The 12,623-nt window shown below is 67.3% G+C and carries 15 protein-coding genes; 3 read left to right on the forward strand and 12 right to left on the reverse strand.

The window, feature by feature from the left end; genetic code table 11:
- Entirely contained in the window at positions 1-2,307 is a 2,307-nt protein-coding gene (locus ACH0AE_RS15715) for a type IV secretion system DNA-binding domain-containing protein (protein WP_406875904.1), read from the reverse strand.
- On the reverse strand, positions 2,297-2,584 hold the full coding sequence (locus ACH0AE_RS15720; RefSeq protein WP_030541282.1) for a hypothetical protein: 288 nt from the start codon (positions 2,582-2,584) through the stop codon (positions 2,297-2,299). The genes ACH0AE_RS15715 and ACH0AE_RS15720 overlap by 11 nt, the downstream gene beginning before the upstream one ends.
- Positions 2,585-3,244: 660 nt before the next feature.
- Between ACH0AE_RS15720 and ACH0AE_RS15725 the strand changes: the two genes are divergently transcribed.
- Positions 3,245-3,463 (forward strand): hypothetical protein, encoded by a 219-nt coding sequence (locus ACH0AE_RS15725; RefSeq protein WP_047100442.1) that lies wholly within the window; start codon positions 3,245-3,247, stop codon positions 3,461-3,463.
- Positions 3,464-3,577: 114 nt separating this feature from the next.
- Here ACH0AE_RS15725 and ACH0AE_RS15730 read toward each other — a convergent pair whose 3' ends face one another.
- A complete protein-coding gene (locus ACH0AE_RS15730; RefSeq protein WP_030541263.1) occupies positions 3,578-3,802 on the reverse strand; it encodes a hypothetical protein in 225 nt (74 codons plus the stop codon).
- Positions 3,803-4,477: 675 nt separating this feature from the next.
- On the opposite strand from ACH0AE_RS15730, the gene ACH0AE_RS15735 reads away from it, so the two are divergent.
- A complete protein-coding gene (locus ACH0AE_RS15735; protein ID WP_156029321.1) occupies positions 4,478-4,654 on the forward strand; it encodes a hypothetical protein in 177 nt (58 codons plus the stop codon).
- 86 nt (positions 4,655-4,740) lie between these two features.
- Here ACH0AE_RS15735 and ACH0AE_RS15740 read toward each other — a convergent pair whose 3' ends face one another.
- Complete coding sequence (locus ACH0AE_RS15740; protein WP_406875905.1) at positions 4,741-5,319, reverse strand: hypothetical protein; 579 nt, start codon at positions 5,317-5,319, stop codon at positions 4,741-4,743.
- A gap of 188 nt (positions 5,320-5,507) precedes the next feature.
- The gene (locus ACH0AE_RS15745; protein WP_406875906.1) at positions 5,508-6,485 is read right to left on the reverse strand and encodes a DUF2493 domain-containing protein; all 978 of its coding nucleotides are present in this window, start codon (positions 6,483-6,485) and stop codon (positions 5,508-5,510) included.
- Positions 6,486-6,973: 488 nt separating this feature from the next.
- Between ACH0AE_RS15745 and ACH0AE_RS15750 the strand changes: the two genes are divergently transcribed.
- Entirely contained in the window at positions 6,974-8,092 is a 1,119-nt protein-coding gene (locus tag ACH0AE_RS15750) for a hypothetical protein (RefSeq protein WP_406875907.1), read from the forward strand.
- A 49-nt stretch (positions 8,093-8,141) separates the two neighbouring features.
- On the opposite strand, the gene ACH0AE_RS15755 is transcribed toward ACH0AE_RS15750, so the two are convergent.
- The 7 genes from ACH0AE_RS15755 to ACH0AE_RS15785 all read right to left on the reverse strand — a co-directional run bounded on the left by ACH0AE_RS15755 (position 8,142) and on the right by ACH0AE_RS15785 (position 12,612).
- Positions 8,142-8,462, reverse strand: a complete 321-nt coding sequence (locus tag ACH0AE_RS15755; RefSeq protein ID WP_042469252.1) for a single-stranded DNA-binding protein — start codon at positions 8,460-8,462, stop codon at positions 8,142-8,144.
- A 262-nt stretch (positions 8,463-8,724) separates the two neighbouring features.
- Entirely contained in the window at positions 8,725-9,861 is a 1,137-nt protein-coding gene (locus ACH0AE_RS15760; RefSeq protein ID WP_406875908.1) for a YecA family protein, read from the reverse strand.
- A 162-nt stretch (positions 9,862-10,023) separates the two neighbouring features.
- The gene (locus ACH0AE_RS15765; protein WP_300496463.1) at positions 10,024-10,422 is read right to left on the reverse strand and encodes a type II toxin-antitoxin system VapC family toxin; all 399 of its coding nucleotides are present in this window, start codon (positions 10,420-10,422) and stop codon (positions 10,024-10,026) included.
- A gap of 11 nt (positions 10,423-10,433) precedes the next feature.
- The gene (locus tag ACH0AE_RS15770) at positions 10,434-10,697 is read right to left on the reverse strand and encodes an antitoxin (protein ID WP_300496427.1); all 264 of its coding nucleotides are present in this window, start codon (positions 10,695-10,697) and stop codon (positions 10,434-10,436) included.
- A gap of 185 nt (positions 10,698-10,882) precedes the next feature.
- Positions 10,883-11,386: a DUF736 domain-containing protein gene (locus tag ACH0AE_RS15775; protein WP_030541254.1), complete on the reverse strand. Its 504-nt coding sequence runs from the start codon at positions 11,384-11,386 to the stop codon at positions 10,883-10,885.
- A 169-nt stretch (positions 11,387-11,555) separates the two neighbouring features.
- Complete coding sequence (locus ACH0AE_RS15780; protein ID WP_406875909.1) at positions 11,556-12,146, reverse strand: MucR family transcriptional regulator; 591 nt, start codon at positions 12,144-12,146, stop codon at positions 11,556-11,558.
- Between the two features lie 148 nt (positions 12,147-12,294).
- Complete coding sequence (locus tag ACH0AE_RS15785; protein WP_042469311.1) at positions 12,295-12,612, reverse strand: hypothetical protein; 318 nt, start codon at positions 12,610-12,612, stop codon at positions 12,295-12,297.
- Positions 12,613-12,623 lie beyond the last annotated feature (11 nt).

A 12,623-nucleotide genomic window follows, 5' to 3' on the forward strand; every position in this document is an offset into this window, starting at 1 on the left:
TCAGATCCCCATGTCCGCGCCGTCATGATCGCGGCTCGCAGAGAAGTCCTGCCGCAATTCGGCGAGCGTCTGATCCTCGGGCGTGGGGGCCGTGCGGGCCGCGCGACTCTCGCGGCGATCGTCACGGGCTTCCGTTGGCGCCTGCGCCTGATCGGGCGCATTGCGGACCGCCTGCGCCCGATCGGCGGCGTGCGCGCGCGGAGCTTGCTCCTCGCCGCGATCCTCGGTGCGCTCGGCTGGCGGGCGGCTCCCTTGGTTGTGCTCCTCCGTTGCCTCCGCGGAAAGGATCCGCGCGGCCATTTCCTTGGCGATGTTGACCGGCTCGACCGCCTCTTCCACGACCTGGCCGGCGCCATCCCGCCCGCCCGCGTCGCCCTCCCCGCCATCGTCGAACACCTCCTCTCCGCGCCTTGACCGGACCGGCTGAAGGTCGGGTCGCGGCAGGAAGCCCTCGGCGACCTGGGGATAGTCCTTCCAGAGGAGCTGGATGCGCGCGGCGGGGAAGCCGTCGGGGAACTTCACGAAGCCGTGCATCGACGGCAGGTTCGTGATGTCGTCCGCGATCACGAGCGGCTCGACCTGTTTCCTGGGAGTCAGTGTCGAGGCGTCGCGGGTGTTGTTGTAGCCATAGCTATAGGCTTCATCCATCTGCCGCACTTCGCGATTGCCGATGTAACGCGCGCACTGCTCGGCGGTGTCGAGATCGGCCGTCGCAAGGATCAGCTTGGAGCGCGCAAGCGAGGCGAGGTTGCGGGCGCCTTGCTCGCCATAAACCTCGATCAGTTTCTCGAAGCTGTGGATGCCAAGGATCATGGCGCCGCCGAACGCGCGCGCGGTCTGGAGGCCGTTCTCGATTGCCGGCAGCTTGTGCAGCGCGCCGAGCTCGTCGAACATGAACCAGGTCCGCAACTCGCGCGTGCGCGGCATTGTCATGAGGCGGTTGATCGCGAGGTCCATCCAAAGCGTCAGCAGCGCCCGGTTCATCGGCAGATCAACGTAATTGGAGGTGATGAAGAGGATCGACCCGGGCTGCTTCTCGCCGGTGATCCAGTCCCGGATCGAGAACGGCTCGCCCGTGTCGGGAAGGAAGCGCAGGACCTGCGCATTGGTGTTGAAGACGGCGCGGATCGACTCCGCCATGCGCGCCGCTTCGGGCGCGGTCAGCGGGTCGGCGATCGTGTTCTGGAGGAAGCGATGGACCCGCTTCAGATCGGCGGTCATCAGGTTCTCGGAGAGCGCCAGGTTGGTCGTCTGGCCCCGCTCGACCAGGCGGATGCACATCTCGATGAACAGGGTCCGCGCTGCGAGCGCCCAGAACGGCTCGGACGAGCCGCCATCGGCGGGGATGAGAGCGGCGGCGGCGGCGGTGAACTCGCTGTGCGTGCGGCAGTCCGAGAAGATCGACCATGCAGGACAGCGACGGTCCATCGGATTGAGGATCGTGTCACGTGCCGGGTCGTAGAAGGCCTCCACATAGGCACCGGTCAGGTCGAAGATCACGGCGCTGTCCTGACGCTCGCGCATCTGCCGGACGAGGCTCCGGAGCTCGGTGGTCTTGCCCGAGCCGGTCGTACCGATCAGCATGGTGTGCGACTGCTCCATCCGGTGCGGAAAGGGGATGCCGGCGAGCGTGTAGGGATGGTGGATTCCGGCTCGCTTGCGCGCCGTGAAGGGAAGCGCGAGCACCTGCTTGGGCGACTGGCCCGGGAAGCATTTGCGCACGTCCATCTCGAAGGCGGCCGCGTTATGCTGCGAGACCTCGGCAACGAGGACCTCGCGATCGACCAGCATAGCGCCGCGCTCGTGCCGCTCCTGCAGGATCGTCTTGCCACGGCGACGCGAGAGATCGACGAACCAGATCGACAGGGGAATGGTGAGGAACACCGAGAAAAGCAGTGCGCCGAGAAGGCCGCGCATGGCGATGCTCCAGGCCCGCTGGACCTCGGGCATCAACGGGACCACGGCCATGATCGTGCGGTGGAGTTCGCCGCTCGGAAGCCTGACGTTGACGCGCTTCGTCGGGTCGAAGCCGACCCAGTCCCAGAGCATGGCGTAGAGCTTCATGCAGACGAGTTGGAAGCCGTGCTCGTCCAGTTTGAGCGACATGATCACGAACCAGGCCGCGAGGAACACGAAGAACCAGACGACGAAGGGAAGTTTTGCGCCGGCGAACCACATCAGCAGCTCGTGGGTCAGGAGCTGGCTGCCGCGGGTGAAATTGCCCGAGTTGCGTTGGACTTTTCCGCGCGCGGAATGGTGGGTCAGCGGGATCGGCCGGCCGTCGGTGCGGATGTCGTTACGCGCCATGGTATTGCTCCAGGCGCTTGTCGGCGTTGGCGATGATCCGGTCGCGGAACTCGGGATATTGCTCGCTGATGATGACGTCGAGCGCGAGCTGCATGAACTCGCTGATGCGCGCGAGCCGACGATGGCTTGACGTGAGGAGCGTGGCGGTGCCGAGATAGGCATCAACGGCCGCCCGGATCACCTCCGACGGATTGCAATTCTGCTCGGTAGCGAGCGCGAGGATGCGATCGTGCTGCTGGCGGTTCAGCCGAACCGTGCAATGCCTGGTAGTGGACAAACCAGCCTCCTAGCAGAGAGGCTGGTGGGGATCGAAAGAGGCGGCGAGCCTTATAGTCGATCGCCGCACTCGGCGCAAAGGGTATTGCCGTCGCACGGACTGCGTGTGACCGCGTGGGACGGCTAAGCCATTGGAATCGCCGGGATCGGACGTAAGCGCCGAACTGTCCCACGGCGTGGCACTCACCAGATTGCCCGTAAGCCCCTGACATACCCCGGAAAACCTGCACCGCCAGGTGCGTAGGGTGTGCTAGAATCTATCAGGATTGCTCCAGGTCCCGGGCGGTCCTGGTGATCGTCGTTCAGGAGTGGGTCCCGGCTCCGGCCGGGAATGGAGCCGCGCGTAGCGCGGAACCGGCGCCGCCGGGAACGGCTGGCGCGAAAGGGGGAACCTGCGGCCTGCGTCGCCAGCTGTCCGGAACGTCCGCGGCTCGGATGCGAAGGCCGAACCCGATCGGCAGGGATCGTCACCCGAATGGGCGAAGACGGCGCGTGCCGGCTTCGTGAGCGTGTCTTCGACACGCGAGTAGCGCCCGTGCGGCGGCGCCGGAAGGTGCCGCCGAGCCGCCCGAAACATGCCAAGCCCCTTGAATGCGCGATCAAGGCGCTTCAACAATAGGCCGCGTTCACGGCCCGATCAGCTTTGAACAGCGAGGCCCTTATGGCACGGACTTTGGAACAGGAACGACAGGCGCTCGAGGAAGAGGAGCGCCGGTTGGCGGAGCGCCGCGAGCAGCTCGCGAAACGCGAGCGCGAGGAGGCGATCAGGACGATCGAGAAGGCGGGGCTGCTCAGGCTCCCCGCATCTCGCCTGGAAGCGCTGACCAAACGTATCAAGGCGCTCGGAATCGAGGAAGTGGAGCGGCGGCTCGCGGCCTGAGCCGGACCCGCCGCGACGCAGTCGCGGCACGGGCATGGGGGGCTCGATGCCCCTCATGCCCGTATGCCCCGGCAGCAAAAAAAGGGAGAGGCGTTTCCGCCCCTCCCTATCGTTTCAGAACTCGTCGGACATGCCGCCCGGGACCGTGTGCACCACCCGGTCGATGAGCGCCATCGGCAGCGCGCCATAGTCGCCCTCATCGATGGCGATGTAGCCCCGCGTATCGTCCTCGATGACGTGCTGGTCGAAGAAGCTGTGGAGTGCGCGGCGCTCGGCGTATGCGAGGGCGGCGAGGTAGGCGGCGGTATCGTTGTGAGCGCTGGTGGGGTTGATCTGCATCGGAGCCTCCTGTCGTCTTGAATGACAGGGGAATGGCCGTCGTTGAGGGAGACGCCGGGTCAGGAACGGAGGCGAAGCCGGAGCCGCGAAGCGGGGAGCGGGGGTGCCGATTTTGTCGTGGTCGGAGTGGAGCGAAGCGGAGCGCAGGCCGCGGCAAAATTGGGGGCACCGCTCATTCTTGACGCGGCGTCTCCCTCAACGACACACTGGGAAGTCTGTGAGAGATTTCATCCTCTGATCTGGGGGCGACGGCTGGCGTGAGCAGCCTCGACCGCGGCGCTCGATTTGACACGCGGGAGTGGTCCGGCCACGTGCGGCGGGACCGCGAGATCTGATCGATCTTGGGGCCGCCGCGCGGGCGCGCTCAACCATCATTGACCGGGAGGCGCAAACAGCCGGCGAGCAGTCGCGGGTTGGTTCGCCGATATGCCTATGTTAGTCCGCAGGGGCGCTGCAAAGCGGCAGCGCCGGGACTGGTAATCCCGTCGAGAACGGCAACTCGGTGTGGTCTCACGCCGGGGTGCCTGCGTATATGTCCAGGTGCCCCGGCACTAAAAGCGTAGGCGCATGTCTCGACGTGTTACCAGCCCCGGCTCCCGCGCCCAGCGCGCGGGAGTTCGTTGGACGGGGCGCTCCGACGCGACCGCTGGGATCAGGTGCGCCCGGGCAATCGAAATGGACGATCTCGATACGGACCCGACGCTCCAGAAAGCGATGGCGCTCGCGCTGATGCGGCAGGCGCTGGAGTGGCTGGAAGCGGCGGACGAGGAGAAGGCTGCCGCGCACCTCCGCGACGCCGTGGATGCAGTGCTGAAGCGGGCTCCGCAGATGGATCGTGCGGCGGCATCCTGACGCGAGTGAGAGGCCTGGCTTTCGGAGCCGCTGAGGGCGCGCCAGCGAGCTGGCGCGCCCCGCTTGGCGACCGGTTCTGGGTGAGGCTAGGCCCATTCCAGCCGGCAGGATTCGTCGGGAGCCGCCGCCGCGACAAGGCGCTCGAGCCGTTCGATATAGTGGGCGATGCCCTGCTCGGCCGCGTGCCGCCGGACGGCCGGGCTGGCGAGGCGTTCCCGGATGGTCTCGATCGCGGTCTCGCCCACGCTTTCTGCGCCGAGGCCGAGGCTCTCGAGCAGCGCGAACGCGTTGCTCGAGGCGAGGTCGAGTTCGAGCCCCATATCGGTGGTGAGTGCCACGGTCAGGTTGATCGTGCCGGCCGCCTCGTCGCGAAAGACGCTGACGCGCCGCCCGCGAAACTGTGCCTCCTCGACCACGGTGATGACGTCCGTGGCAAAGTCGAAGAGGCGGGCGATCGATGCGAGTGCGATCGGGCAGACGCGAGCCTCGAAGCGGTAGGAGAGGAACGCGTCCTCGGGAGCATCCGGGTCGAGCAGCAGGGTGCCGATACGCTCGCCCTCGCCGCGCAGGAAGGTGCGAAAGGCGGCGAGCTGGCGCGCGCTAATGACCGCCGTCGGGCGGGCCTCGTCGTCAGCGGCGGTGGCGATGCGAAACGTGATGGACATCTCGTCCTCCCCTGTTGAACGCTTCCATCCATCCCGCTCCCCTTGGCCGCCTCGCGGGACTGCAGGTCGGCGGCGCGTCGGCGCCGGCTCCTCGCGGCGCGAGGGGGCTCGATGCCCCCGAGCGCCGCCCGTGACGCAGCAAAAGGAGGAGAGGCCCCGGCCCTAGCCGGAGCCTCTCCGCGAGGGCTTCACGCCCGCCGTGCGGTGCGCTGGTGGGCGAGCCGGACGATGTGCAGCGGCACGCCTGCCTGGCGCAGCTTCTGGGCGAGGTTCTGCTGGATACCCGAGCCCTCGCAGATGACCGCCTCGACCGGCTTCAGGCCGAGGATTCGGTCGTTCCGGACGAAGGCCGCGCGGTTGCCCTGGCTGCGGTCGAGACGGAACTGGATGACCTTGACGCCGCGCGATGCCGCCCAGGCGTGTGCCACCGCATCGCAGCCCTTGGCCTGCGCGGTGGTCGCGAGGATCATCTCGGGGATGCGGGCCTTGATACTGTCGAGGCCACTCCACAGGAGGTCGGCATCCTCCCAGACCTGCCCGCCCGAGAAGGCCACCACGGGACCCTCGGGTGCGAACTGCTCGCGGCGTTCCCGCGCGCGCGACGCGAGATAGTCACGGGCGTCGATCATCGAGGCGTTGAGGGCGCTGGAGACCCTGCTGCCGCGGACCGGCGAGAAGGGCTTGCCGGTCTCGACGCGGTACACCTCGGCGGCGTGATCGCGCATGCATTCCATTGCTTCGCGGCACCCCTGGAGGGTCTGGCAGAGCAGCTGCGTGTCCTCCAGTTCGGTCGCGTAGATCTCGGACGGATCGTAGTTGCGGGCGAGTTCACCCAGCTTCTTGGCGGAATCGTCCTCGCGCCCTTCGATCCGCTTGGCGACGACGTGGAAGCTGTTGGCGAACCCCCAGGCGAGATCGTTCGCGAAAGGCTCCATGCGCGTGTCGCGAAGGACATCGAACATCGTCTGCATCATCATGTCGACGGCGGCCCGGACCTGCTCGGGATCGGGCATGTCGAGTGCCTCCGGCGCGTCGACGATGCTGAGCTTCGCCATCTCGTTCGGCTCGATGAAAGCGCCGTCGTAGGTCTGCGTGAGCTCCTCGTTCTCTCGGCTTGCCGCGATGTGGCTGGCGAGGTCGGCGAAGTTGGTGAAAGTGGTCTGCATGATAGCCTCCGTTGGATCTCATCCACTCGATGAGGCTTCCCCTTCGACGTGCGGCGGTCGGGGCAGTCAGGGACGTTAACCGGGAAGCCGGCGCAGCCGGACCCCGGTTAACGCCGCGCCAGCGGGGAGCGGGGGAGCCGATTTTCTCGGGCGCGGAACGGACGCGCAGCGGGCGTTGCGGGCTCGTGAAAATTGGGGGGACCGCTCATCCTTGACGGGCTCGAATCCCCGCACGTCATATCTAGGAAGTCAGAGAGAGAGAGAGAGAGATTTTTGGTCACCACGGTGCAGCCAGGCCCCCCCGCAAGGTGATCGTCACCCGAAGGGCGGAGACCCGCGCATCGCGGGGCTCCGGGAGCCGGAGGCGAGTAGAGCGCCGGTCCCGGCGTGAGCAGCGCGAAAGGCCGGGATGCGCCGCCCTCCAGCGGATGCTCTGGTGCGGCGATTGCCGGTCGCGCGGAGGAAGACGATCTGACAGGATCGGGCGGATGAAGGATCCGTTTGGCTTTCCCGAGAGCAGCGTCGAGCGCCTCCTGCGCGAGGAGCGCGAGCGCACCCGGCGCTACCGCGAGCTGCTCGGCGGCGGCACCGCCGCCCAGGTTATCCTAGAGGCGACCGACGTGCGAAAGCGGCTCGGTCTGGACTTCGGCGCTCCCTATCGCGGCGTCCTCGATATGCTGGAGCGGGATCGCCGGCAGCAGCGCGAGATCCGGCAGCTCATCAGCAGTGCCTGGGCGCTGTCGATCTCTGAAACCGCGCGCAGCATCGTCGACCGGAACGCGGGGTTGCTGGACGACCAGCGTCGCCTCTCGAGCAGCCTGCTCGAGACGGTGAAGACCTTCGATCTCAACCGGTCGACGATGGCGAGCGCGATCGCCGCCGCGGCGACCGGAGGGACCTACCGCCGGATGATTGAGGACGCGCTGCCGCGCCTGTCGGCATTCGGCGCCATTGCCGAGCAGATGCGGCTGCTCGATGCGATGACGCTTCGCGTGAGCGAAGGCGTGGTCCAGTCGGCGACGGCGCTCGCGGCCGAGATGGTGCTTGAGACGCAGCGGATCGCCGAAGCGATCCTTGCCGCGTCGACGGACGAGGAAAGCGCCGAGTTGCAGGGCCGGCTGCTCGACCTCATCGTCGGGTTCGTGCAGCAGCTCGGTCCGCGGACGATCGCCGAGCTGCACAAGATGGGCCTGTTCCAGTGGTCCGGCTGGCTGGCCGGAATCCTCGGCATGTTGCTGGCGATCGCCGCTCTCCATCCTGATCAGTCGCCCGAGGAGAAAGCGGCGTTGGCCGCGTTGAACCAGAAGGTGGAGGCGCTTCAACAGGAGACCCGTCGCTATCACGAGGCCGAGGCGCGCGCGAACGAAGCCTATGTCGCGGACCTTCCAAGGGCCGAGCTGAGCCGGGATGCGACGTTTCGGCGCGAACCGCGGCGCGAGGGCGCCGTGGTGCTGAAGGCGCCCGACGGAATGGTGCTGGCGATCGAGAGGCGGCAGGGGCGCTGGCGCCTGGTGGTGTATCGCGATCCGCTCACCGGCCAGCTTGCCCGAGCGTGGGTCTATGCGAGCGCGGTGTCGCCGCTCGCAACGCCCGCTGACGCACGGTAAGCGGGGCTCGACCGATCCGGACGGCGCCGGAGCGCCGTCCGGCATTCGCTCAGAAGAAGTCGAGCTTGTCCGCGATGATCTCGCAACCGTAGCGGGTGATGCCGTCGCGGTCTTCCCAGCTCGAATAGTGCAGCCGGCCGGTCACTGCGACGACATTGCCCTTCTCGCGCGACGCCGCCGCCTTGCCGAGGCCGTTGAAGCAGGTGACCTTGTGGAACTCGGTTTCCTTGGCGGTATAGCCGGTCGCCTCGTCGACATAGGTCTTCCCGTCCCTGAGCTTCACGCGATCGGTCGCGACGATGAGGGTCGTGACGCTGCCGCGGGTGTCGGGATCCTTGGCGACCCTGCCGGCGATGTTGACGTTGTTCATGGCGGTGCTCCTTGTTGGGTCCAGCGGCCTTTCCGCCGGTGACACCGGGAAGCGGCGCGCAGGCCCGCTCCGCACCGGAGCGCGAGCGGAGGGGAACTCCTGAAGGGAGCTGGCGCGGGCAGCCGCGATAGCGGCAACACGGGCGACCGGCAGGGGTTGCGGGGCGGGCCTGTCTCGCCGCAGGTGGCAGGAACAGGCGGAGGAAGGCCGCGGCGCCCTGGGGACGCGGCGCCCCTGCAGCGACCGATCGCCGGGCGGCTGCTCAGACCGAGGTCGGCAGGCTTCCGCCCCGGTCGATGACGCGGAGGCGCAGATGGGGGACTGGCTGGCGCAGCCCGAGCGAGACGGCCGCCGAACGCGGACCGTGGGTCTCGACCGAATGGCGGACGAGACGGCGGCGATCGGCGCTGGTCAGTGCGTCCCACCAGGCCGGGCTCAGATAGCTGTTCTCGAGATATTCGAGACCAAGGCGGACTGCGGCGGCGGCGCGGTCATCGTCCCCGAGGTTCTGGTAGGACCGCACGAAGCGCTCCGCCGGGCCCTCGGGCCCGCCGGTCCACCCGAAGACGATGACCGACTGGCCGCCATAGGATGTGATGCTGAGCGTGACCTGCTCGAACGGACCCGTGCCATGGGCAAGCCGCTGAAGCGGGCGGCCGGTCAGATCATTGTCGGGCAGGAACGCGCCGCAGCAGACCAGTGGCAGGAGCCCGTCGAAGCGTGTCCAGGCATAGGAGAAACCGTTCACGTCCCGGGCTCGGACCCGCGTGTCATAGGCTGCCTTCCGGGCGCGCGTGCCGGCCTCGCCCGCGACAGCGCCGTGATGGAAATGGCGCGCCATGTTCTGGGCGAGTTCCTGGTCCTCGACCGGCAGGCCCTCGTCCAGCCGTGCGAAGAGCGGCGCCACGGCAAGCATGGCGCGCTTGAAGAAGGCTTCGAACGACACCGCGCGATAGGCGAAGAGCAGCGCCTCCCAGGCGCCGATCGCGCAGTCCTTCCCCTCGATCGGCTTGAAGAGATCGTTGTCGTGGGTCGAGCAGAAGCCCGGGAAGACCGAAGCGTCGCCGATGCCCACCAGCCGCGGGTCGAGGCGGCCGCCATTCTTCTCGAGCCCGCCCATGGTCGCGATGAGGGAATAGACCTTCCCGGCGCGCGAGATCGCCCGCAGCCCGCCTTCCTTCTGTACGGTGTGGGCGCCGATGATCTCGGCGCCGCACGGCTCCCCGGACTCGCCGGCATAGGAGCAGTAGCGTCGGCGCAGCTCCTTGCGGAACGCCTCGGCAACATGGTGGTGGTTGAATTGCGGCAGCCGCTCACGCCCGTCGTGACACGCCTTGAACTTCCTGCCCGATCCACACCAGCACGGGTCGTTGCGGCCGATCTTCGGCGGGCGGTGCACACGGGGCGGCCGGTTCAGGGGCATGAACAGCGAGGGGTGCGGAGCGGGAGGCGGTTGGATCGGCATGTCTTGGAGGTTGAGCGGAACAGGGTTGAACGGCGTGCCGGGCAGACGGCGAGGACCGGCGCCTCTCGGGAGATATCGTCATTCGGTGCGATCGCCTCAATGGACGTCGCTCAGCCAATTCTCCACCTTGAGGGCCCGGACGCGGGAGAACTCGCCGATGTTGGCGGTCACCAATGTGGCGCCGAGCGCATAGGCATGAGCCGCGATGAAGAGGTCGTTGGGCCCGATGGGTTTGCCCGCGCTCTCCAGCTCAGCTCGGATGCCGCCATATTCAGTGTCCGCCGGGACATCGAGCGCAAGCACGGACACGCTGCCGAGGATCGCCTCTATCTGGGCCAGGAGCCTGGGGGACCCCTTCTTCGCGCAGCCGTAGCGCAGCTCCGCCGCGGTGATGATGCTGACGCAAATCGCATCGGAACCGACTTGCGCGATCCGGGTGGCAACGGCGCCGTGCGGGTTTCGCGCGAGTTCCGACACGATGTTGGTATCGAGCATGTAGAGCTGGGTCACAAATCGATGGCCTTGGCGGGAAGCAAGTCGCTGTCGATGTCCGGGAACTCATCCTCGGGGCCAAGGGGTTCGAGGCTCGCAAGGACCTCGACGATGTTTCGGCGGCGGATCGGCTCGATGACCAGTCGATCTCCCTCCCGGTGGATCATGACTCGATCCCCAGGCAGCTCGAAATCCGCCGGGATGCGCACTGCCTGGCTTTTGTTGTTGCGGAACAGCTTCGCTTCTCTGGTGACCGTTGCTTCATGATCGGGCGTCACGGCAGACTCCTTGCATATACACAGGCATATACATCAACGGACGGGTTTGTTCAATGATGTGTTGCCGAGGGGAAGAGAACGTCCTCGCACGCTGGCAAAAAAAGGCCCGCTTCGCGGTGAGGCGAAGCAGGCCCTGTCGTGACGTCGGCGCGCAGAGCAGCTGCGCGCCAATCGGTTGGCGGCGATCAGTCCGCCATCTCGGGCGTGCGGCGCCGGCGGCCGCCCGGCGCGGGCTCGCTGCCGCCGAACGCACCTTCGGCCGAGGACTCACCCAGACCGTCGGTTCCCACGGGTGCGGCCGGCTGCTCGGTCCCCGGCAGCGGCGGCAGGCCGTCGTCGGTCGCGACCGTGTCGGTGGGCGCCTCGCGGCGGCGGGTGGGGCGCGACCAGACGATGTTGTAGGAGCCGTCCTCCTGGCGGAACGCCGAGATGTAGAGCGGCTTGTCGAGGCTCGGATCCTCGATCTTGCCGTTGAGGAAGGTCTCGCCGGTCGAGTTGGAGGCGAGCTCGAAAAGCGCGCCGACCTGGACCCACTGGCGGGCGGCCGACAGTGCGAGGATTTCGAACTTGGGCGCGCGCGGGTTGGTCGACTGGACCGTCCGAAGCGCGATCACGATCGCAACGGTGAGCGTCGAGATCTTGCCGGTGTAGGTGCCGCTGGCGTTCTGGGTGATGGTGCCGATGTTCATGGGAAGTCTCCTGAGATTGAGCGCTCGAACCCCTTGTCCGAACACTCTCTCTCACCCACTCAGCTCCTCGGCCGTTCGGCCGAGTAAGGCGCGTCAGCGCCGCTCCGACGAGCGCCTCTTCGGCGCCGTCGGGATCGTACCGTCGTCGCAGGTGCCTCCGCCCGAAGCCTCAGGCTTCGACTGCTCCAGCGTCTGCGGGTTGCGCCTTGCGCCGCCGCGGCGTCTTGGCGCTGGCCCGGGCAGGGGGCGTGTCCTCGGCCTTGGCGCGGCGGGCGCGGGGCTTCGGTTGCGGAGCGGGCGCGGGGTCACCTGATGGCGGTGCTGCCTCCGCGGGCGCTTCGGGCTCCTGCCGCTTGCGACCCAGGCCGAGACGCTTGGCTACCTCGCGCCGCTGCGCCGAGTAACCGGGCGCCACCATCGGATAGTCGGACTTGAGACCATAGCGGACGCGGTATTCGGCAGGGGTCAGGCCGTGGCTGCTGAGATGTCGCTTCAGCGACTTGTAGGGCTTGCCGTCGATCATCGAAAGAATGTGATCAGGTGAGGCGAGGCTCTTGCGCACGGAGACGGCCGGCGTGAACTCGGGCTGGGCTGCCGGTGTCTCTTCGGCGGGTGTTTCGGGTTCCTTGGCGATGCCGGCGATCGCAGCGTGGGTCTTGGCGATGAAGTCCGGCACGTCTTCGGGTCGGATATTGTTGTGCGCCACGTAGCTTGCGACGACTTCGATCGTCATCGCGACAAGGTTGTTCTCTTCCGGCAACCGCACCTCCCACGAAAGGATACGCCCTGGCGATCTTCGCCCGACGACTTCCCGTTATGGCGCGCGATGAATGCCGCGCAAGGTTTGGCGCCCCTCGGGGGGTGTCTGTGGCGGCCTCGGTCCGAGAAATTCCGGTACCGGCGCCCGGTCAGGTCGCCGAAGTCGAGACCGGCTTGCGCCAGAGCGCGATGATGTCCTGCATCTCCTCGGCGAAGCCGAGGGCGTCGATGTAGATGGCGCCGGGGCGTTGTCCGAGATAGCCGACGATGGTCGCAATGTCGTTCGCGACAGCGACATCCAGCCCGAACAGGTCGGCGATCTCGAAATGGCCGAGTTCCGGCCCGTTCCACCACGCCATCAGGAAGTTCGCGACCCGGCGCGACTGGCCGGTATCGCTCATCGCAATCGGTATCAGCCGGGTCAGCGCCGCCAGCATCGCGTCGTGATCGGTGGGTATCGAAGTCATCGGCATCTCCA

Origin of the sequence: Sphingomonas sp. 179-A 2A2 NHS (assembly GCF_045371305.1) — a bacterium.
GTDB lineage: Bacteria > Pseudomonadota > Alphaproteobacteria > Sphingomonadales > Sphingomonadaceae > Sphingomonas.